This is a genomic window from Micromonospora krabiensis, from assembly GCF_900091425.1.
GTDB classification, from domain to species: domain Bacteria; phylum Actinomycetota; class Actinomycetes; order Mycobacteriales; family Micromonosporaceae; genus Micromonospora; species Micromonospora krabiensis.
Window position 1 is genome coordinate 292,708 of sequence record NZ_LT598496.1, and the last position, 21,274, is coordinate 313,981.

18 protein-coding genes are annotated in these 21,274 nt (G+C 70.4%); 12 read left to right on the forward strand and 6 right to left on the reverse strand.

From position 1 onward, the window contains the following. Nucleotides 1-450 precede the first annotated feature (450 nt). From GA0070620_RS01240 to GA0070620_RS01250, 3 genes are read left to right on the forward strand one after another with little or no spacing between them, the layout of a single operon-like run. Complete coding sequence (locus GA0070620_RS01240; protein ID WP_172836359.1) at nucleotides 451-966, forward strand: (2Fe-2S)-binding protein; 516 nt, start codon at nucleotides 451-453, stop codon at nucleotides 964-966. Next, a complete protein-coding gene (locus GA0070620_RS01245; protein ID WP_231922116.1) occupies nucleotides 963-1,964 on the forward strand; it encodes an FAD binding domain-containing protein in 1,002 nt (333 codons plus the stop codon). The genes GA0070620_RS01240 and GA0070620_RS01245 overlap by 4 nt, the downstream gene beginning before the upstream one ends. Next, nucleotides 1,961-4,171: a xanthine dehydrogenase family protein molybdopterin-binding subunit gene (locus tag GA0070620_RS01250; RefSeq protein WP_091587719.1), complete on the forward strand. Its 2,211-nt coding sequence runs from the start codon at nucleotides 1,961-1,963 to the stop codon at nucleotides 4,169-4,171. The genes GA0070620_RS01245 and GA0070620_RS01250 overlap by 4 nt, the downstream gene beginning before the upstream one ends. A 728-nt stretch (nucleotides 4,172-4,899) precedes the next feature. On the opposite strand, the gene GA0070620_RS01255 is transcribed toward GA0070620_RS01250, so the two are convergent. After that, on the reverse strand, nucleotides 4,900-6,315 hold the full coding sequence (locus GA0070620_RS01255; RefSeq protein WP_091587720.1) for an aldehyde dehydrogenase family protein: 1,416 nt from the start codon (nucleotides 6,313-6,315) through the stop codon (nucleotides 4,900-4,902). Between the two features lie 116 nt (nucleotides 6,316-6,431). On the opposite strand from GA0070620_RS01255, the gene GA0070620_RS01260 reads away from it, so the two are divergent. The 7 genes from GA0070620_RS01260 (at nucleotide 6,432) to GA0070620_RS01300 (ending at nucleotide 15,266) form a co-directional block, all read left to right on the forward strand. Then, complete coding sequence (locus GA0070620_RS01260; protein ID WP_091587695.1) at nucleotides 6,432-6,950, forward strand: MarR family winged helix-turn-helix transcriptional regulator; 519 nt, start codon at nucleotides 6,432-6,434, stop codon at nucleotides 6,948-6,950. A 572-nt stretch (nucleotides 6,951-7,522) separates the two neighbouring features. Further along, entirely contained in the window at nucleotides 7,523-10,711 is a 3,189-nt protein-coding gene (locus tag GA0070620_RS01270; protein WP_091587724.1) for a penicillin acylase family protein, read from the forward strand. Between the two features lie 365 nt (nucleotides 10,712-11,076). After that, complete coding sequence (bla, locus tag GA0070620_RS01275) at nucleotides 11,077-11,982, forward strand: class A beta-lactamase (RefSeq protein ID WP_091587726.1); 906 nt, start codon at nucleotides 11,077-11,079, stop codon at nucleotides 11,980-11,982. Between the two features lie 118 nt (nucleotides 11,983-12,100). Then, nucleotides 12,101-12,421: a hypothetical protein gene (locus GA0070620_RS01280; protein ID WP_231922118.1), complete on the forward strand. Its 321-nt coding sequence runs from the start codon at nucleotides 12,101-12,103 to the stop codon at nucleotides 12,419-12,421. A gap of 376 nt (nucleotides 12,422-12,797) precedes the next feature. After that, entirely contained in the window at nucleotides 12,798-13,397 is a 600-nt protein-coding gene (locus tag GA0070620_RS01290; protein ID WP_157741494.1) for a DUF998 domain-containing protein, read from the forward strand. A 7-nt stretch (nucleotides 13,398-13,404) separates the two neighbouring features. Beyond that, entirely contained in the window at nucleotides 13,405-14,586 is a 1,182-nt protein-coding gene (locus tag GA0070620_RS01295; RefSeq protein WP_091587732.1) for a sensor histidine kinase, read from the forward strand. Then, nucleotides 14,583-15,266 carry a response regulator gene (locus GA0070620_RS01300; RefSeq protein ID WP_091587734.1) on the forward strand — a complete coding sequence of 228 codons (684 nt, stop codon included), beginning with the start codon at nucleotides 14,583-14,585 and terminating at the stop codon, nucleotides 15,264-15,266. Before GA0070620_RS01295 ends, GA0070620_RS01300 begins: the two co-directional genes overlap by 4 nt. 162 nt (nucleotides 15,267-15,428) lie before the next feature. Here GA0070620_RS01300 and GA0070620_RS01305 read toward each other — a convergent pair whose 3' ends face one another. Continuing rightward, nucleotides 15,429-16,217: an ABC transporter permease subunit gene (locus tag GA0070620_RS01305; RefSeq protein WP_091587737.1), complete on the reverse strand. Its 789-nt coding sequence runs from the start codon at nucleotides 16,215-16,217 to the stop codon at nucleotides 15,429-15,431. Next, complete coding sequence (locus tag GA0070620_RS01310) at nucleotides 16,210-17,124, reverse strand: ABC transporter ATP-binding protein (protein WP_091587740.1); 915 nt, start codon at nucleotides 17,122-17,124, stop codon at nucleotides 16,210-16,212. Before GA0070620_RS01310 ends, GA0070620_RS01305 begins: the two co-directional genes overlap by 8 nt. Nucleotides 17,125-17,275: 151 nt before the next feature. On the opposite strand from GA0070620_RS01310, the gene GA0070620_RS01315 reads away from it, so the two are divergent. Further along, entirely contained in the window at nucleotides 17,276-17,656 is a 381-nt protein-coding gene (locus GA0070620_RS01315; RefSeq protein ID WP_231922120.1) for a GbsR/MarR family transcriptional regulator, read from the forward strand. A 46-nt stretch (nucleotides 17,657-17,702) separates the two neighbouring features. Here GA0070620_RS01315 and GA0070620_RS01320 read toward each other — a convergent pair whose 3' ends face one another. From GA0070620_RS01320 to GA0070620_RS01330, 3 genes are all read right to left on the reverse strand, one after another. Continuing rightward, on the reverse strand, nucleotides 17,703-18,089 hold the full coding sequence (locus GA0070620_RS01320) for a DoxX family protein (protein ID WP_091587743.1): 387 nt from the start codon (nucleotides 18,087-18,089) through the stop codon (nucleotides 17,703-17,705). A 127-nt stretch (nucleotides 18,090-18,216) separates the two neighbouring features. Continuing rightward, on the reverse strand, nucleotides 18,217-19,401 hold the full coding sequence (locus tag GA0070620_RS01325; RefSeq protein ID WP_091587745.1) for an NAD(P)/FAD-dependent oxidoreductase: 1,185 nt from the start codon (nucleotides 19,399-19,401) through the stop codon (nucleotides 18,217-18,219). A 210-nt stretch (nucleotides 19,402-19,611) separates the two neighbouring features. Next, entirely contained in the window at nucleotides 19,612-20,433 is an 822-nt protein-coding gene (locus GA0070620_RS01330) for a phosphotransferase family protein (protein ID WP_091587747.1), read from the reverse strand. A gap of 297 nt (nucleotides 20,434-20,730) precedes the next feature. Here GA0070620_RS01330 and GA0070620_RS01335 point away from each other — a divergent pair, with 297 nt between their 5' ends. Further along, nucleotides 20,731-21,210, forward strand: coding sequence for a DUF3995 domain-containing protein (locus tag GA0070620_RS01335; RefSeq protein ID WP_091587750.1), 480 nt, complete (start codon nucleotides 20,731-20,733; stop codon nucleotides 21,208-21,210). Nucleotides 21,211-21,274 lie beyond the last annotated feature (64 nt).

Below are 21,274 nucleotides of genomic sequence, written 5' to 3' on the forward strand. Positions count from 1 at the left end.
CCAAGGACACGGGCCTTCGCCGGCTACCCCTCCCGCGAGATCGCTATCAATTAGGCCTGGTACACCGCCACGGCGATCGCCGTACTCGGGGTGACCCCGCCGGGTGCCCGAGCTACTTCATGGCGCGCCCGCTCAGCGGCTGGGACCCTGCGATCCGGGGCGAGTTCGCGTACGCGAGGCCGTTCCGCGGCGTCTGACCCTGGCACCGCGGTCCGGGGAGGATCCCGAGCGCCATGGACTGCTGCCCTCGGGCCGGCGCCGCGGGTGGCCTGACTGCCGCCGGCACGATCGGACCCGCACTCGGCGGGGTCACAGCACGACGCCGCACGGTGGCGCCGGTGGTACGGCGGCTGCCGCAACGGAGTCGGTGGATCTTCCCCCGTCGACGCCTGAAACCGGGAGACAATGCCTCAAACAGGACGACGGCGGAGAGCCGGGAGCGGAGGGCGCATGAGCCAGGACCGTCGAGACGACCAGCCCGGCGCGGCCGACGCCACCACCGTCCGGTTGACCCTCACGGTGAACGGGGCGGAGCGGGAACTGCAGCTTGACAGCCGAGTGACCCTGCTCGACGCCCTGCGCGACGAGCTCGGGTTGAGCGGCACCAAGAAGGGCTGCGACCAGGGCGCCTGCGGCGCGTGCACCGTGCTCGTCGACGGACGGCGGGTGCTGTCGTGCCTGACCCTCGCCGCGCAGTGCGAGGGGCGGCAGGTGGCCACCATCGAGGGGCTGGCGGATGACGGACGGCCGCACCCGCTCCAGGAGGCGTTCGTGCGCCACGACGCCTTCCAGTGCGGGTACTGCACGCCGGGCCAAATCATGTCGGCTGTCGCCCTGCTCCGCGAGGGTCGGGCCGGTTCCGACGACGAGATCCGCGAGTTCATGAGCGGCAACATCTGCCGCTGCGGGGCGTACCCCAACATCCTCGCCGCGATCCGCGAGGTCGCCGCAGAGGGGGTGCGGTGACCGTGCGGGCGTTCGAGTACCTGCGGGCCGACGACGTCGGCGCGGCCGTGGCGTTGGTGAGCGCCGACCCGGCCGCCCAATACCTCGCGGGCGGCACCACGCAGGTGGACCTGATGCTGAAGGACGGCATCGTCGAGCCCGAGCGGGTCGTCGACATCACGCGCCTGCCGCTGCGGGGCGTCAGCAGCGACGACCGGACCCTGCGGGTCGGCGCGCTGACCACCATGGAGGAGCTGGCCGCCGACCCCACCGTCGCCGAACGGCTGCCGTTCGTCCGGGCCGCGCTGCTGGCCGGCGCGTCGACCCAACTGCGCAACATGGCCACCATCGGCGGGAACCTGTTGCAGCGCACCCGGTGCCGGTACTTCCGGGACCCGACCGTGCCGGACTGCAACAAGCGCAGGCCGTCGTCCGGCTGCGCCGCCATCACGGGCGCGGGCGCGCGGATGCACGCCATCCTCGGCGCCGGTGAGACCTGCATCGCGCTGCACGCCTCCGACCTGTGCGTGCCGCTGGTGGCGCTCGACGCCGTGGTGCACGTGCGCGGGACCGACGGGGAACGCGCCATACCGCTGACCGAGTTCTACGTCCTCCCCGGCGACCGGCCGGACATCGAGACCGTGCTGCGGCACGGCGACCTCGTCACCGCCGTCGAGATCCCGTTGCCGCCGGCCGTGACCCGCTCCAGCTACCTGAAGGTACGCGACCGAGCCTCCTACGAGTTCGCCCTGGTGTCGGTCGCCGCCGCGCTGGTCGTCGAGAACGGGACCGTCACCGAGGCCCGGATCGGCCTGGGCGGGGTCGGCACCATCCCCTGGCGGGCGTGGGCCGCCGAGCAGGTCCTGACGGGCGCCCCGGCGACCGTCGAGACCTACCGCGCGGCGGCCGATGCGGAGCTCCGCGACCCCTTCACCGTGCCGGGGACGGCATTCAAACCGGAGCTCGCGCGGCGGACGATCGTGCGCGCTCTCGAGGGACTGATCGGGGGCGAGGCATGACCACGACGACCCGACCGGGCGTCGTCGGCGCCGGCGTGGACCGCGTCGACGGGCCCCTCAAAGTGGCGGGCGCCGCCCCGTACTCCTCGGACATCACCCTCCCCGGCATGGTGCACGTCGCCCTGGTGCGCAGCACGATCGCCGCCGGGCGCATCACCCGCCTCGACACCGGCGAGGCCGAGCGGATGGCCGGGGTGCTGGCCGTCCTGTCCCACCTCAACGCGCCCCGCCTGGCCGCCGGACCGATGACCAACCTGGGACCGACGCCGCCCCCGCCGTTCCAGGACGACCTGGTCCGGCACCACGGCCAGTACGTGGCGGCGGTGGTCGCCGAGAAGGCGTACCAGGCGGCCGCCGCGGCCCGCGCCGTGGCCGTCGGGTACGAGCGCGCCGAGCCCGTCCTGAAGATCGAGGGCCCCGCCGGTGAGCTGCGCAGCGACCCGTTCGGCATGGACTCGGCACGCGGTGACGCCGTCGGCGCGATGGCGGGGGCCGACGTCGTGCACGAGGCCACGTACGTCACCGGGGAGAACACCAACAATCCGCTGGGCCTGTTCGCGACGGTGGCGGAGTGGACCGGCGACCGCCTCACCGTGTACGACGCCACCCAGTGGACCTCGAACACCTGCCAGACCCTGGCGCAGATGTTCGGTGTGCCCGAGTCCGCGGTGCGCGTGCAGGCGAAGTACGTGGGTGGCGCCTTCGGCTCCGGGCTCCGGGTGTGGCCGCACGTAGTCCTCGCCGTCATGGCCGCGCGGACGGTCGGGCGGCCCGTGAAACTGGTGCTGTCCCGTCCGGAGATGTTCACCGGGGTCGGGCACCGGCCCAACACGGTGCAGACGATTCGGATCGGCGCCTCCCGGGACGGAGGCTTCGTGGCGATCGAGCACGAGGCGCTCCAGACGGTCGCCATGAACGACGAGAACATGGAGCCGGTCGCGTCGGCGAGCGCCAACGCGTACGCCTGCCCGAACGTGACCACCCGCGACCGGCAGCGGCGGCTGCACATCCCCTGCCCCGGCTCGATGCGCGCCCCGGGCGAGGCGCAGGCAAACTTCGCGCTGGAGTCGGCGATCGACGAGCTGTCGTACCTGCTCGACATGGACCCGCTCGACCTGCGGCTGCGCAACTACGCGCAGACGCAGCCCCAGTTCGGCCTGCCGTGGTCGAGCAAGGCCCTGCGGGAGTGCTACGAGGTGGGCGCGGAGCGGTTCGGCTGGTCCCGCCGCGACCGACGGATCGGCGCGATGCGCGACGGCCGGTGGCTCGTCGGCTACGGCATGGCCGGGGTGAGCTACCTGTGGTGGCAGGTGCACTGCGAGGCCCGCGCCACGGTGGACCGCGACGGCACCGGGTATGTCCGCAGCGCCGCCACGGACATCGGCACCGGCACGTACACCGTGATGCGGCAGCTCTCGGCCGATCTGCTCGGGCTGGAGCTGGACCAGGTCCGCTTCGATCTCGGCGACTCGGACATGCCCTGGTCGCCCCAGGCCGGCGGGTCGGGGCTGACCGGGGCGTTGGGCAACGCCGTGCACGCCGCCTGCCGGGAACTGATAAAGACGTTCCTGCGGACCGTCGCAAACGACTCGGCGTCCCCACTGCGCGGCTGCACCATCGACGACGTCGCCGTCAGTGGCGGCCGGATCCACCACCGGGCAGACGAGCGACTGGGCGAGAGCTTCATGGCGATCCTCACGCGGCACGGCCTGACGGAGTTGACCGCCGACGGGGCCAGCGAGCCGCCCGACCCCCAAGAGGTCGGCATGGCGCCGGCCGGGGCGTTCGCGGCGAAGTTCGTCGAGGTGCACGTCGACCCGGACCTCGGTCTGCTGCGGGTGCCGCGGATCGTCTCCGTCGTCGACGGAGGCCGGATCCTCAACGAGAAGCTGGCCCGCAGCCAGATCATCGGGGCGACGGTCGGCGGCATCGGGCACGCGATGCTGGAGGACACCGTGACGGACCCCCGGACGGGCCGGATCGCGAACGCGAACCTCGGCGACTACCTGGTGCCGGTCAACGCCGACATCGGCGAGATCGACGTCACCTTCGTGGGCGAACCCGACCGGCTCACTCCAGTCGGCACCAAGGGGGTCGGCGAGGTCGGCCTGCCGGGCACCGCTGCGGCGATCGCGAACGCCGTCTACCACGCGACCGGCAAGCGGATCCGGTCCCTGCCCATCACCATCGACGCGCTGATGGTCTAGTTCCGGCGTGCCACGCCGCCCGCGGCGGAGGCGCCCGCCGGCGGCGGGCCACCCGCGCCGGCGGCGGGTGGCGCGTTCCCGCAAGTCAGTGATGCGGGCGGGGCGCCCATGCGAACATATGGTCGCGTCGAACGGGGTCAGCGAGATGGGCGCCGGGCTGGCCGCCGCGGCTCGGGCGGGTGCACCGGGAGTTGGGTGTGCGGCGAGTGCGCGCGCACGGGCTCCTCGGCGACGACCTGACCGTCTACCCGCCGGGCCGCCGGTTCGGTCGGCTTTCGACAAGTTCGGCCTGGCCGGCAACGACGACCGTGGCGGTCCCGGCTCGCCGGGGAGGCCGTCCGCCGGGGGCGGGGAGGGCGGACCAACATCGGGCTAAACAGACCTCTATCGAGCCACTCTCGCCGACGGCCGTGGCCGGGACGCTGGCCGTTCGGCCGCCAGCCCGTAGGCGGCAGGTGTAACTCGAGCGATCCCAACCACGGCCTCGGAGATCATGGCGGCAGAGCACGATCTCCAACGATCGAACAAGTTGGAGACGTCTCTGTTGCCGACGCCTGACACAGAGAGGTGCGGTTCGTCTGACAGTCCCATCCACCGGCCAACTACCGCGTCTACGGGGCCCGTCCTTAGCTTTGAAGCTCGATCCATCGATGCTGTCGGCGCTGTGCATGAGTAGTGCCTTCTGACGGTAGATAGAGGCGGTTCACTCCTGTCCGGGGATCTTGCGGTCAGGCGGTGACTGCCCGTGGCTCCAGGAAGTTCTCCAAGCCGTACGCGCCGTGCTCGCGGCCGATACCTGACTGCTTGACACCGCCGAACGGCGCGTCGGGGTCGCCGAAGGCGCGGTTGATCAGCACGGTGCCGGCCTCGATCTGGGTCGCCACGCGCCGGGCCCTCTCGGTGTCGGCGGAGAAGACGTAGGCCTGCAGCCCAAACGGGGTGTCATTGGCGAGGTCGATCGCCTCCTGCTCGTCGCCGTAGGGGATCACCACCAGCACGGGCCCGAAGATCTCTTCGCGCGCGATGCGCATCGTGTTGGTCACCCCGGTGAAGACCGTAGGCTTGACATACCAGCCCTTCGGTAGATCGTCAGGGCGGCCTTCGCCACCGACGAGCACCTTGGCGCCCTCCTGCTGGCCCAGCCGGATGTAGTCCTGTACACGGTCGAACTGCTTCTGGTTGACCAGCGGGCCGACTGCCGTGGTCGCATCGCCGGGATCGCCCACCTTCAGCGTGGCGACGTTCTTCTTGATCGCGTCGAGGATCTCGTTGAGCTTGCTTTGTGGTGCCAGGATCCGGGTTCCGGCGAAGCACGCCTGTCCGTTGTTCATGAAGCCGGCGGTGAGCGCGCTCGCGACGGCGGACGGGATATCGGCGTCATCGAGCAGAATGCTGGGGCTCTTACCACCCAGTTCCAGGGTCAGTCGCTTCATCGTCGCGGCGGCGTTGCGCATGATGTGCTGTCCGACCGCCGTCGAGCCGGTGAAGCCGACCTTCGCGACATCGGGATGGGTGGTCAGCACCTCGCCGACGACATCGCCGCGCCCGGTGACGATGTTGATGACGCCCGGCGGGACCTCGGCGGCGTCGATGCATTCGGTCATGATCTGCGTCTGGATGGCGCTCAGTTCGCTGGGCTTGACGACGATCGTGCAGCCGGCCGCAACCGCGCTGGCCAGCTTCTGCGCGACGAAGACGATGCTGTAGTTCCAGGGCGTGATCGCCGCGGCGACACCCACCGGCGCCAACGTGACCGTGCTGTCCCCCCGCACCCGGGTGAACTCGTAGTTCTCCAGGACCTGCGCGGCCTCGTCGAAGACGCTGGCGGCTTTTGGCATGCCGGCCTCGACGAGTGCACGGGTGGCTCCGTACTCCTCGATCATCGCGTTGCGGAGGTCGTCCAGACGAGCGCTGAACGCGGCACTGAGCCTGCGAAGGATGGCGAGCCGCTCCTCCCGGGTGGTCCGGGAGAAGGTAGCGAAGGCACGCTTAGCCGCCGCGACGGCCGCGTTGGCGTCGGCCTCATCGGCTAGGCGTACCTGGCCGATGACCTGCTCGGTGGATGGGTTGTACAGGGGCGCTAGTTCGGTCCCGTGAGGCGTGACGAACTTCCCGCCGATGTAGATCTTGTCGATGGTGAGCATGGTGGCGCTCCGTTTCGATCGGGTACAAAATTATTTTGCTGAACATAAGTATGTTGAGCAAAACGTTTGGCCGCCACTCTATGTTATGATCAACACAGTGTGGTAGGGTTGACGGCATGTCAGCTGCAGACGTGCCCCCGGCCGATCGTGAGCGTGGAGTCAATTTCGGCTGGTCGCTCGGCATGGTGCTGCGCCGGTGGCAGGAGTTCGTCGAGGAGGCGCTGCAGGATCTTCCGCACGGCAGCCGCGGGTATCACATTCTCGCTGTGGTGGTGCACGAGGATGTTCCTACGCAGGGTGCCCTGGCTGCTCGGTTGGTGATCGACCGTAGCGTGTTGACCTATGTGATCGACGACCTTGAGGGTGCTGGTCTGATTGAGCGGCAGTTGGACCCGCGCGATCGGCGGGCTCGTCGCATCGTGGCCACGGAGAAGGGCCGCAGGGTTCTGGCCGACGCCGAAGAGCGGGTCGCTCGTGCGGAGGATTACGTGCTGGGTGGTCTGTCGCCGGAGCAACGTGCGGGTTTCCGTGAGTCGGCCGAGCGGGCGGCGGAGGCGATCGTGAGCGCCGCGCCGGGCACTGACCCCTGCCTGGCCGTGGAGAGCGTTATCGACCCGGCGTCTCGGGCTGCCTGATTCGAGCCAGCAGCGCGACACTCATCTGGTCGACGTAAGGTGGCGCGCGCCGAACCGCGCCTGACGGTTCCCCTCCGCCGCACGTGGATTCGGACCGCTTCTTACGTCCGGTCTGCTCGTTCGGCGTCGCGGTCGTCACGACACCCTCCTCACCAGGCACAACGCCGGGTGGGTCCGGCCGCAAAGACCAACTTGTTGGATCGACACTCCCGATGCGCCGTGGACACTGCCGCCGTGGCGAGAAGGGGGCGGGGCATCCGGCGGTGGGTCTCGGCTTTCGGAGGAAGTCGGCCAATCAACACGTCTCGACGACGCTGGATGAATCAGACGGGCGACGGAGAACTGTTCGCTCCCACCGTGCATGGTCCCGACGGCGTAGACGGCGAAACGTCGGCATTGGCGCGTGGTGAACGACGGGTATCCCGGATGGCGGTCCTGCGCCGATCATTGCCCGGAGATAGATACGAGTCACTCTCACCTCCGGGTGGAACGCCCGGGCGCGGAGGGCGAGACGTCGGCACCGCAAGCCGGGCGCACCGTTCGGCCCGACTCCGCGTCCCCGGAGGATCGCCATGCCCCGTCCCGCTGTCCGTAGCCGGCTCGCGGCGCTCACCGCCGCCGCCGCCGTGACCGCGAGCGTCCTGACGGTGACCCCGCCGTCACCGGCGCTGGCCGCCACCACGTTCGCCGCCAACGACTACTGCCTCGGCCAGTGCGCCGACATCCTGCCCCCCGGGCAGAACGGCAACGCCACGCTGGTCGCCATCCTGGCCCACCAAGCCTTCGGCACCCGCCCGGCGCACTCCAGCGACCAACTCGACGAGTACGCGAACCTGGTCTACAACTACGCCGGGCTGACCGACGAACAGATCGCCCACTTCTACAACGACGCCTCGTTCGGCGTCCCGGCCGCGCAGGTCGAGAGCACCATCTCGCCGCGGCCGGACGTCACCATCGTGCGGGACAAGGCCACCGGCGTCCCGCACATCACCGGCACCACCCGCGCCGGCACCATGTTCGGCGCCGGCTACGCCGGGGCCCAGGACCGGCTCTGGGTGATGGACCTGCTGCGGCACGCCGGCCGCGGCACGCTCACCTCGTTCGCCGGCGGCGCACCGGGCAACCGGGAGCTGGAGCAGAGCATCTGGGCCAACTCGCCCTACTCCGAGGCGGACCTGCAGGCCCAGGTGGACGCGCTGCGCCTCAAGGGCACCCGAGGCCAGCAGCTCTACACCGACGTGGTCGACTACATCGCCGGCATCAACGCCTACATCGACAGGTCGATCGCCGAGGACAACTACCCGGGTGAGTACGTGCTCGCCGGCGCCGGCAAGCCGCAGCACTTCACCATGACCGACCTCATCGCCACCGCCGGCGTCATCGGCGGACTCTTCGGCGGGGGAGGCGGCAGCGAGATCCAGTCCGCGCTGGTCCGGGTGGCCGCCCGGGCCAAGTACGGAGCCATCGAGGGCGACCGGGTGTGGACGGCGTTCCGCTCGCAGAACGACCCGGAGACCGTGCTCACCCTGCACGACGGGCAGAGCTTCCCCTACGGGGCGACCCCGTCGGGCGCGACCAGCGCGGTGTTGCCCGACGCCGGCACGGTGGTCGCCGAACCCCTCGCCTACGACCTCAGCGGCGGGGCCGCTGCCCGCACCGGCGCCAGCACCGCCACCAAGGACCTGCTCGGCGGCCTGTCCAACCTGCGCGCGCACGGCATGTCCAACGCCGTCGTGGTCTCCGGACGACACAGCAGCACCGGCAACCCGGTGGCCGTGTTCGGGCCGCAGACCGGCTACTTCGCGCCGCAGCTGCTGATGCTCCAGGAGCTGCAAGGCCCGGGCATCAGCGCCCGCGGTGCCGCGTTCGCCGGGCTCAACCTCTACGTGCTGCTCGGCCGAGGCCAGGACTACGCGTGGAGCGCGACCTCCGCCTCCCAGGACCTCACCGACACGTACGCGGTGCCGCTGTGCACCACCGACGGCAGCGCCCCGACGCTGCGCACCAACCGCTACCTCTACCACGGGCAGTGCCTCGCCATGGAGGCGCTGGAGAAGCGCAACTCCTGGTCGCCGACGCTGGCCGACTCCACCCCCGCCGGCTCGTACACCCTGCGCGCGCTGCGCACCAAGTACGGGCTGGTCGCCTACCGAGGGCTGGTGAACGGGCAGCCGACCGCGTTCACCAAGCTGCGCTCGACCTACCGGCACGAGGCAGACTCGGCGATCGGCTTCCAGGCCTACAACGACCCCGCCGCCATGGGCAGCGCGGCGGCGTTCCAGGCGTCCGCGGCCTCCGTCGGCTACGCGTTCAACTGGTTCTACGTCAACTCGACCGAGGCGGCGTACTTCAACTCCGGCTCGAACCCGGTCCGTCCGGCCACCGCCGACCCGAACCTGCCCACGAAGGCCGAGCCGGCGTACGAGTGGGTCGGCTGGAACCCGGACACCAACGACGCCACCTACATCCCGACCTCGGCGCACCCGCAGTCGGTCAACCAGGACTACTACGTCAGCTGGAACAACAAGCAGGCGCGGGACTTCGGGGCGGCCGACGGCAACTTCAGCTTCGGCTCCGTACACCGGGGTCAGCTGCTCGACGCCCCCGTGCGCGCCGCGATCGCCCAGCGCAAGCTCGGCCGCGCCGACGTCGTCAGGATCATGGCGGACGCGGCGGTGACCGACCTGCGCGGCCAGCAGGTCCTCGGCGACCTGCTGCGGGTGCTCGACAGCACGCCGGTCACGGATCCGGCGCTGGCCGACGCGGTCGGCAAGCTGCGTGCCTGGCAGCAGGCCGGCGCCCGCCGGGTGGAGACGACCCCCGGTTCCAAGGTCTACCAGCACGCCGGCGCGATCCGGATCTTCGACGCCTGGTGGCCGCTGCTGGCCTCGGCGCAGTTCCGCCCCGGCCTCGGGCCGGACCTCTACGCCGCGCTGGTCGACGCCATCGAGGTCAACGAGGCGCCGTCGGGCGGCCAGAACGGCGGGCGCGACGGCGCCGCGAGCTGGGCGTTGCAGGGTCAGGCGCACAAGGGCTCGTCGTTCCAGTACGGCTGGTGGGGGTATGTCGACAAGGACCTGCGCACCGTGCTCGGCGACCCCGTCGCCGGCGGGCTGGGCCGCGCGTACTGCGGCAACGGCAACCTCGGGGCCTGCCGACAGTCCCTACTCGACACGCTCGGCCAGGCCGCCGCGGTGCCGGCCACCACGGTCTATCCGGGCGACAACTCCTGCGGGGCCGGCGACCAGTGGTGCGCCGACTCGATCGCCCACTCCGGTCTCGGCGGCATCACCCACCCGGTGATCGCCTGGCAGAACCGCCCCACCTACCAGCAGGTCGTCTCCTTCCCGGCCCGCCGCGGTGACGACCTCACCAACCTGGCGCAGGGCCGTGCGGCCACCGCATCGAGCACCCAGTTCCTGACCAGCCACACCCCGGACAAGGCAGTCGACGGCAGTCTCTCCAGCCGATGGGCCAGCAGCTACAACGACAACCAGTGGATCCGCGTCGACCTCGGCGCGGCCCGCAGCGTCAGCCGGGTGGTGCTGCGCTGGGAAGCCGCCTACGGCACCTCGTACCGGGTCGAGGTCTCCGGCGACGGCAACTCCTGGACACCGGTGTTCACCACCACCACCGGCAACGGCGGCGTCGACAACGTCACCTTCGCCCCGGTCACCGCCCGCTACGTGCGGGTGTACGGCGTCAAGCGGGCCACCTCGTACGGGTTCTCGCTCTACGAGTTCGAGGCGTACGGACGCTGATCTCACCCGGAGGGGCGGCGGAAACCACTCGCCGGCCCCTCCGGGTTCCGGCGATCCATGGAGGACGACTATCGCGAGCGTGGTCCGAACCGCCTGATCTTGCCGACGTCACCGTGCGGCACGGCGCCTTCGAGGCGTTGTCCCGCTACCCCCTTCGCCTCAACGAGGGGGACCTCTTTGTGCTGCTTGGCCATTCCGAGTACGGCAAGGCGACCCTGTTACGGTCGATCGCCGGGAACCATCACGCCGACATCGGCACTGTTCCGACCGTCGGTATGGACAGCGCGGGAGAACATCACCTACGCGGCGGCCACCGCCCGCCGCCCGCGTCAGGCGATCCGCCCACGGCACCAACAGGAGCGACCATGGTTCTGGTGACACAACGACTGGTGGCCGCGGTGACGGCGGTGTCCCTCGCCGCGTGCACCCCCGCCAATGCCCCGGAACAGCCGGCGGGGGACCGAGAGGTGCGGGTCACCGCGTCCGTGGTCGCCGACCACGACCGCGAGTTCCGGCTCTTGGAGGAGAGGTTCGACGCCCGGTTGGGGGTGTACGCCATCGACACCGGCACGGAGCGCACGGTGGCGTATCGGGCCGATGAGCGGTTCGCGTACGCGTCGACGTTCAAGGCCTTGGCCGCTGCCGAGGTCCTCGACGAGACCACCGACGCCGAGCTGAACCGGGTGGTGCGGTACTCGGCGGACGACCTGGTGACCTACTCGCCGATCACGCAGCAGCACGTCGCCGACGGCATGACGCTGCGCGAGATCGCCGACGCGGCCGTGCGCTACAGCGACAACACGGCCGGCAACCTGCTGCTGCGCCAACTCGGCGGACCCCAGCGGTTCGAGAAGAAACTGCGGGCGATCGGCGACACGGTCACCGACCCGGCACGCTACGAAACCGCACTCAACGAGGCGAGGCCGGGTGACCGGCGGGACACCAGCACCGCGCGCGCCCTGGCCCAGGATCTGCGGGCGTACGCCGTCGGCGACGCTCTGGCACCGGCGGACCGCGACGTGCTCACGGGTTGGCTGCGGGGCAACACCACCGGCGGCGAGCTGATCCGCGCCGGTGTCCCCGACGGCTGGGCCGTCGGGGACAAGACCGGCGCCGGCGGATACGGCACCCGCAACGACATCGCGGTGATCTGGCCCCCGGACCGCGCGCCGATCGTCCTCGCGGTGCTGTCGGGCCGCGACGAGAAGGACGCCGACTACGACAACGCGCTGATCGCCCGGGCGACCGAGGTCGTGATCTCCGCGCTGTGACGGGATGTCGGCCCGTCCCCAGGACGCGCTGTCCGGGCTGCGGGCGAAGGCCGGCGCGAAGGCGATCGATGCCGGCTCGCACCACCGCAGCCAAGGCACGGCCCCTAGCATTGCTTCCATGATCGAGGGCTTCGCGGATCGGCTCCTGTGCGACATGGCTGGCCTCGATCCCTGTACAGCGGTCGTCGAGGCTGGCGAGCAGGACGTTGACGGGCTCACCGACTACGGCCCGGAGGGCCATCAGGCCCGCGCCGACCTTGCAGCCCGCGCCCTGCGCAAGCTTGAGAGCATGGGCGACGCCCTGCCGGCCGTGACCCCGCTGCACGCCCACCTCGGGTGGAGCGTGTGTGGCTGGCCGCCCGCTCATCCTTCCCCGGCGACCGGCGAGCCTTCCATCGTCAGGCGCTGGCGCTGGGTTCGCTGGGCTTGGATCAGTTGATCGCGGCTCTCCAGGAAGACCGCGCCCACTCGCGCACGGCGGTGATACGAGCCAGAAGCCGCGCTTGTAGCCGCACCACATGGAGACCACCGCGAGCTGATGGAAGCAGCCACCATTGCCATCGCCCCGGTGACGTCCAGGTGGTGCCGGCGAGCGGTCCAGGCAGATACACCAAACGCCGTACTCGTAGTCAGGTGGCGTACGCGTAGGGCACGACGTCGGGACGACGCGCCGTCACCCGCTCGCGTCGTAGCTTTCGGGCAACGCAGAGCAGGGGGTGACGATGGTCGATTTCCGGATGCCTGATCGCACGGCCGGTAGCGACCGGCCGCGGTATTCGCGCGTCGCGGCCGACGGGGTGTTGGTCGGTTTGGCCGTGCCGTTGGTCGCAGTCGCGGTGGCGGACGGGCTCAACCCGCAGTGGAGTTGGCTGGAGCACATGGCCAGCTACTTCGTCCACGGTCGGGCGGGCTGGCTCATCACGGTCACGGGAGTGAGTCTTGCCGCCGCCTCGGCGGTGCTGATCCGTCTGGCCGTCGCGTCCAGCCGCGGCGGGCGTGGGGGGTTGTGGCTGCTCGGTGTGTGGGCGGCGGGCATGCTCGTCGCGGGGGTGTTCCCGGCTGATCCGCCCGGCCAGTGGGACCGTCCGCCCTCCACCGTCGGTTCGATACACGGGGTTGGCGGGCTGGCCGCCTTCCTGGCGCTGCCGGTAGCCGCGGTCCTGCTCAACCGGGCGTGGCAGCGGGACGCACGGTGGCTGCCGGTCGCCCGGGCGCTGCGCCTCACGACGGCCGCGGTGGTGGCCGCCTTCGTCGTCTTCGTGGTGACCTGGATCGACGTGATGGTCGGCCCCACTCTCTCGGTGGGCTCGACGCCCACCGTCGTCGGGCTGACCGAGCGGGTGATGCTGTGGGCCGATGTCGGGTGGCTCGCGGTGGCCGCCATGGGCCTGCGCCGGATGGCACGAGACGGATAATCGACCGATGGTGGGAGCGGGTGCAGCGACGGCGCACCTGGGCGGCGCGGCGCGGCCGCACGTGCCGGGATGGGTGGTCACCGCGCTGCTGGCGGTGGCCACGGCGGCCGGGGTGCCGGCCGGAGTAGCGCTCGCCGGCGGCGCCGTGACGGTGTCGGGGGCACTGCCACTGGCCCAGACGCTCGCCGCGCTGGTGCTGCTGCGTTCCCGCTGGCCACTTTTCACACTCCTGGCCTCGGTCGCGACCGTTGCCGCCTACCGTGGTGCCGGCCTGGTCGAGGTCGGCTGGGTCTGGCCGGCAACGGTCGCCTTCGCCGCGACCGTGTTGGCCGGCCGGATCGGTGGGGCCCTGGCGGTCGGGTTGGGTTTCCTGGCCTATGCGGCCAACTGGGAAGTCACCGTCGGCGGGCGCGACCCGGAGTGGATCGCGGGTCACGTCGGCGGCGAGGCGCTGTGGCTCGCCGTGGTGCTGGCCGCCGCGCTGGCGTACCGGAATCGCCGACGCTGGCAGGACGAAGTGGCCGCCCGGCTGGAACAGTCGAGGCACGAGCAGGAACTGGCGGCCGGTCGCCGCCGCGCGGAGGAACGGCTGCGGATCGCGCGTGAGCTGCACGACGTCGTCTCCCACACCCTGGCCGTGGTCGGCGTGCACCTCAACGTGGCGCTCGACGCCGTCGAATCAGCGCCGGGGGACGCCCGCGACGCGCTCCGGCTGGCGCAGGAGGTGCGAGGTCGGGCGATGGCTGACCTCGGCGCTCTCGTTGCCGTCCTCCGTGACGACGGCGTGACCGGAGTCGAGTCGCCGGTGGCCCAGTTGGACGGGGTGGCCGCTCTGGTGCAGCAGGTGCGTTCGGCGGGGCTGCGGGTGACTCTCGACGAGGTCGGTGACCGGTCGACCGTGCCGACGCCGGTGGCGCTGGCCGCGTACCGGGTGGTGCAGGAGGCGCTGACGAACACCGTCCGCCATGCCGACGCCGCGCAGGCCGTCGTCACCCTGCGCTACGCGCCCGACGAGGTCACCGTCGTCGTCAGGGACGACGGTACGGCGGCGACCGGCAGCGCTGGTGGGCACGGTATCGCGGGGATGCGGGAGCGGGTCGAGGCGCTGGGTGGCCGGTTGGCGGCCGGGCCTGCCGACGGTGGCGGCTTCCGGGTGAGCGCCGTGCTTCCGGTGGGGGGCCGACGATGAGCATCGCCGTCCTGCTCGCCGACGATCAGCAGCTGGTTCGCGCCGGGTTCCGCAGCCTCCTGCAACGGGACCGGGGCATCGCGGTGATCGGTGAGGCGTCCACCGGCGACGAGGCGGTCCGTGCCGCGCGGACCATGCGGCCGGACGTCGTGCTCATGGACATTCGCATGCCCGGCATGGACGGGATCACCGCGACCCGCCAGATCGTGGCCGACCAGCGGCTGTCCGGTTGTCGCGTCATCATCCTCACCACGTTCGAGACCGACGAGTACGTGTTCGCCGCGCTCGCCGCCGGCGCGAGCGGCTTCCTCACCAAGGAGGTCGATCCGACCGGGTTGCGGCAGGCGGTACGGGTGGTCGCGGCCGGGGAGGCGTTGCTGTCCCCGAGCGTCACCCGCCGCGTCGTGGCGCAGTTCGCTCACCGGCCGGTGCCGCCCACCGACGACGGCGGCGTGCGGCTGGCGGTACTCACCGATCGGGAACGGGCCGTGCTGCGGTTGGTCGCGGCCGGGTTGTCCAATGATGAGATCGCTCGAGAACTGTTCATCAGCCCGCTGACCGCGAAGACGCACATCACCCGTGCCATCGCCAAGCTCGGCGTCCGGGACCGGGTTCAGCTCGTGATCCTGGCGTACGAGACCGGGTTGGTCCGGCCCGGTGAGTCCGCGGCTACGGAGTGAGGCAACGCTCATCGCCAGCGCGCGCGTCCTCGTCCGGCGGCTGGCGGCGGGCGCGCTTGCCAGGTCGACGTGCCACGGCGCGGTGAGGACATCGTCCGTCGGGGCTTCGACTGCACCCGTCCCGCCGGCGCGTCGGCGGCCGGCGGGACGCGGTGGCGTCGTTCAGCTGGTCAGGTCGCGGCGGTTGAAGACGGTGCCGGCGATGAGGACGAGCACGGCGATGGCCGCGGCGAGGATGCCGAGGTCGGCCCACTGGAAGCCGTTACGCAGCGGTTCGTTGCCGATGTAGTAGTGAAACGGCGAGACGTAGCGCAGTCCGCCGGCGCCGATCTGGGTGGCGAAGGTGCTCGCGGCGTAGGCGAGGACGCCGACGGTGGCGCTGCCGGCGAGTGCGGCGGCCCGGCTGCCGGTGGCGGCGCCGATGGCGATGGCGACGGCACCGAAGACGGTGGACAGCAGTGCCAGTGCCGCGCACTGGGCGGCGAACTGACCGACGCTGACGGTGGTGAGTTGGGCGCTGCTGCGGATGGCGAGCATGGCGAGCAGGACGAGTGCGGCGAGGACGAAGGCGCCGATGGCGAGCGCGGCGCAGCGGTGCAGCAGGAGGCGCGTCCGGCTGACCGGGTGGGCGAGCAGGAGATCGAGGTAGCCGGCTTCCTCGTCGCCGGCGATGGCTCGGGTGCCGGTGGCGATGCCGTAGATGACGGCGATCAGCGGCACGATGATGCCGAAGACGCTGGAACCGAGGTAGCCGGCGGCGCTGGCGATGTCCTCCATGTTGAGGGCTTCGCGCAGCGCGGGGGAGAAGCCCTCGACGGCCTCGCCCATCGCTCCGTCGGAGACCTGCGAGTAGAAGCCGGCGTACATCGTGCCGACCAGGGCGGTGCCGACGGCGAAGCCGGCGAGGCTGCGGCGGGAGTCCCAGAGGGTCTTGGTCATGACGTTAGGCACGGCTGGGCTCCTTGGCGGCTTCGGCGGGCTGGTAGTAGGCGAAGAAGAGTTCCTCGAGATCGGGCTCGCTGGCCCGCAGGCTGGCGACCTGATGACGGGCGAGGACCTGGATCAGCTCGTTGGGGTCGGTGGCCAGGGCGAACCGGGCGGTCGGGCCGTCGACTGTCAGGTCGGAGATGCCGGGGAGGGCGGCGAGGCTGGCCTGATCGATCGGGCCGGTGAAGGTGATCTCGAATCGGTGCAGGGCGTGGTCGCGGAGCCGGGCGACGGTGTCGAGGGCGACGAGGCGGCCTTCCCGGATGATCCCGACCCGGTCGGCGACCGCTTCGACCTCGGTCATGATGTGCGAGGACATGAACACGGTCTGGCCGGCGGTCTTGGCCTCGCGGACGAGGTCGAGGAAGGTCTGTTGGACGAGCGGGTCGAGTCCGGAGGTCGGCTCGTCGAGGATCAGCAGGTCGGGGTGGTGCATGAACGCCTGGACCAGGCCGACCTTCTGCCGGTTGCCCTTCGACAGCGCCTTGATCCGGGCGGCCAGGTCGAGATCGAGGCGGGCGGCGAGGTGCTCGATCCGCGTCCGGGGTACGCCGCCGCGCAGGTCGGCCAGGAAGGTCAGGCACTCGCCGACTCGCTGGCGCGGGTTGACCACGAAGTCGCCGGCAAGGTAGCCGATCCGGCGGTGGAGTTCGACGGCGTGCTCGCGCGGGTCACGGCCGAACAGCCGGGCCTGGCCGCTCGTGGGGCGGATGAGGTCCAGCAGCAGGCGGATCGTGGTGGACTTTCCGGCACCGTTGGGGCCGAGAAAGCCGAATACCTCGCCCTCGGCGACCGCCAGGTCCAGCTCGACCAACCCTCGGCGGCTCCCGTACGTCTTCGTCAGCTTCTCCAGCTGAATCACGTCTCCCATGGCTGCCACAGTATCGAGATTTCAGAGACCTCTGAAGATTCAGAGCTGTTAAGATTTCGTCAAGATAAGCGACAGGAGGACTGGAGTGTCAGCCTTGAGTGATCCGGCGGAGCGCCTTGCCCTGACCCTCACCCAAGGGGGGATGCAACGGATGACCGCACGGGTGCTGGCGGCGTTGCTGTTCACCGAGCGGGACACGTTGACGGCGGGCGAGATCGCCGAAACGCTCACCATCAGCTCGGGCAGTGTGTCGACCGCGTTGAAGTCACTCACCTCCGTCGGGTTGATCGAGAAGGTGCCCGCTCCCGGGAGTCGCCGGGAACACTTCCGCTTCCGCGAGGGTGCCTGGGCCACGCTGATGTCGGAGCAGAACCAACTGGTGAAGGTGATGCGGGAGGCTGCCGAGCAGGGCATCGCGGCCACTGGTGAGGACAGCTCAGCCGGTCGCCGCCTGGCCGAGATGCGGGACTTCTACGACTACCTGTGGCGGGAGCTACCGGCCGTGATCGACCGGTGGAAGGCCCAGAGGTAGATCCTTCGCGGTGCCGCCGCTCTGCCACCCCACCAGCGGCACCCGATCAGGAGCCGGTGAGAGGCTCAAGGATGAACCGGCCCCAGGCGATGAAGCTCGCAAGCGCCAAATAGCCCACGTTCACCATGACCAACGTGAACTGGTTAAGGCGGACATGGATGATCGCCGCGCCGAGCATGAGCAGCACCCAGCAGGCGGCGGTCAGCGCCACCATGAACGGGGCGATGTCGAGCACGGCGGGCAGGATCAGGCCGACCGCGGCCAAAAGCTCAAGGACCCCGATGGTCCTGATGAAGCCGACGCTCGCCTGTCTGGTCCATTCACCGCCCCTGAGTGCGGCCAGTTTCTGCTTGGGTACGAACATCTTGGTGGTGCCTCCGGTCAGGGAGACCGCGGCCAGAAGCCCGGTAGCAATCCACAGCGCGAGGTTCATGCGTTTCCTTGTCCTTGGTAGGTGTGGCTCCGGTGGGCCATCCGTGTACCGCGCAGATCCCGCGGTTCGTCCCCGGTAGTCGGTCACTGTTCGGATTGGTTGGCCGACGCGCGACCCAGACGTCCGTTCAGCGGGCGTCCAGCGCCTGGCCGCGCTTGGTTCGCAGCAACTCCCGGCGCTTGTCGTCCTTGACCCAGCTGAGCGAGCCGGGCTTGCGTGCCTCGTTCGCCAGGTGCTTGACGGTGTGCGTGCAGACGAACTCCTTGAGCCTCGCGCCGGGACCTCCGCCGATGTACAACCCGTTGGCGCTGTCGTCCCTGGAGGCGAACTGGAAGATGCCGGCGCGACGCCCCAGGCTGATGCACTGGCCGAAGAACCCCAGGTTGATGGGCGTCGGCCGTTCGCCCGCGATCCGGGCCAGCACTGTGTCGGCGGCGTGCGCGCCGATCCTCGTCGCGGCCTGGCAGCTCATCCGGAAGGGCAGATCCGACGGGGCCGCCGAATCCCCGGCGGCGACGATGCGTACGTCGTCCACGCTTGTCAACGTCTCATCGGTCAGCAGGCGGCCCAGCGCGTCGGTGCTCAGCCCGCTGCTGGTGGCCAGGTCCGGCACGCCGAACCCGGCGGTCCATATGGTCACCGCGCTCGGGACCGTTCGGCCGCCGTCGAGCCGCACGGCGTCGCGAGCGACCGCCGTCACCTTCGTGCCGGGGCCGTCGAGCACGCTCACACCGAGCTTGGCCAGTTGCTTGGCAACCGAGCGCCGACCCCGCGCGTGCAGATACGGGCCGAGTACGCCGCCGCACACCAGGGTCACCGTACGGCCCGCTTCCGCCAGCTCGGCGGCGGTCTCGATGCCGGTCGGGCCGGCTCCGACGACAGTCACGGGCGCGGTCGGGGCGGCGGCGTCGATGATGGGCCGCAGCCGCTGCGCCTGCTCCAGGGTGGCGATCGGGTAGGCGAACTCGGCCACTCCGGGCACGCCCGGGCCGGCGCTGCCACTGCCCACGGCGTAGATCAGGTAGTCGTAGCCGACAGGCTCACCGGCGGCCAACGTCACGCGACGCTGGGCCGCGTCGATCCGGGTCACCGAATCGACGACCAGTCGGACGTTTTCGGCCACGACCTCTCGGTAGTCGACGACCGCGTCGTCGGAGCCGCCGACCACCTGGTGGAGACGGATGCGCTCGACGAACATCGAGCGCGGATTGATCAACGTCACGGACACGTCGTCGCGCTGGGTCAGGCGATTGGCCGCCATGACACCGGCGTATCCGCCACCAACCACGACCACATCAATGTTCCGAGTCATAGTGGCTCCTCCATCGTCAGGGATTCGGCCTTAAGACACCGCCTGACCGATCGTCGTGACAACGTGTGAGGCGGACCACTCGCCAAGCCGTGACGTCGGCTGGGAGGTGATCGCGACGCAGCTCTGCCAGGTCATGTGCGACAGCCCCCAGCGATCTGGGGGCGGCGGGAGCCGCGCCCTGTCATGTAGCCGATGACCGTGCTCGGTGATCTACCGAGCCGCCGCCTTCCGGAGTTCGCTCAACCACTCGATGCCGAGTCTGTGGCCGTCGGGGAGTTGGTCATCGCGATCCCAGCGCCACGTAGTGATCATCGCCAGCATGAGAGTCCGGCAATCTCGAAGGAGGTGGTGATCGACTCCCGGGTAATGGTCCTCGACCTCGTTGGGTGCGTGGGCCAGGTCGAACTCGATCGGCCCTCGGCAGCAGGTCTCGAAGTCGATGAAGAGCAGGCCGAGCTGGGGCGAGAGCAGATTGCCGGGGTGAGGTTCGCCGTGCAGGACCTGTTCGGGCCGACCCCTGTCGCTGACCGCTCGGCGCAGGCGGTCCAGTGTGCCGGCGAGAAAAACGCGGTCCGCGTCGGCCAGCTTCGGCGTCCGGTCGCGGTCGGCGACGAGGGCCTCGGCCTCGGAAACCCGGTCGGTGAAGTGCGGGGTGGGCAGGTCGACCTCGCGCATTCCGGCGTGCAGACGTTCGAGCGCTCTGGCGTAGTCCGCGGGCGGGATCGCTTGAGTAGTCACCGGTTCGTAGTAGGTCCACAGCGTGACCACGTAGTCGTCCCGGATGAAGACCTCGGGCGCTTGGAGCGCGGCCACCGGGCTCCCGACCCCGAACAGTCGCTGAGCGATCTCCACTTCACGCTGGGCGCTCTGGTGCGCCGCGGGTGCCACTCGGGCCAGCACGTCGCAGGGCTTCAGACGCAGGGTGAGCTTGTTCGAGTTGTGCAGGACGACGGCGTCGTAGGCGGCCAGGCCGAGCGATGCGGCGCTCGACATGGCTGCCTGTGTTGCCCGCTGGGCCGCATGCGCCTGCATCGGAGCACCGTAACTCGGCGTTTTCGGCGCAGCAGTCTTATTTCGGGCTCCCCGCTCGAGAAACGCGAGCGGCGGCCGCTACATCAGGATCTGCCTCGATCGCTCCTCCTGGCCCGGTCAGCGCCCGAACCTGACGAGTGGAGACCGCCAGCCGCAGGGACTGACGCACGCTCAGGCCGCGGAGCGCTTGTGGTGCCAGGCTGGATGTGCTCGAGAAGCCGAGCGTCCCTCTGGGAGGGGAGAGCAATCCCCTCGGACGGGGAGGCGTCATACGCCCGAGGTGACGAGCTTGGTGGTATGAGAGTTCCCGGCAGCCCTCGGTGGGCCTACGGCACGTTCGCGTGGCTGGTCTTCTTCGTGGTGTCCCACGTGGTGGCGGTGTTCTTCCCCGGTGAGGATCCCACCGGCGACGGACCGTGGGACCTGAGGGCGTACGTGATCTTCAACCTCGTACTCATCCTCATGTCGGCCGTCGGGGCGGCGGTCGTGGTGGCCACCGTGCGGCCGTGGGGACGGCGCGTCCCTCGGTGGGTGCTCCTCACGCCGCTGTGGTTGGGCAGCGCGCTGCTCGTCGTCCGCGGGGTTCCCGGGATGGTCGAGAACCTGCTGATGGCCACCGGCATCCGCCGAGGCGGCTTCGTGGGGGCGCAGGACATCTCCACGGCTGAGCTCTGGGCCGGCCTGGGGATCAACACCTACTTCTTCCTCGGGGCGGTGCTGCTCGCCATGACGACGGTCTCCTACGTCCGCCGGTCACGGCGGGACGCTCACGGCTGACCGCCGCACCTCCACCACCTGGTCGAAATGGTCAGAGCCTCCCCGGCGATCCGAGGAGGCTCTG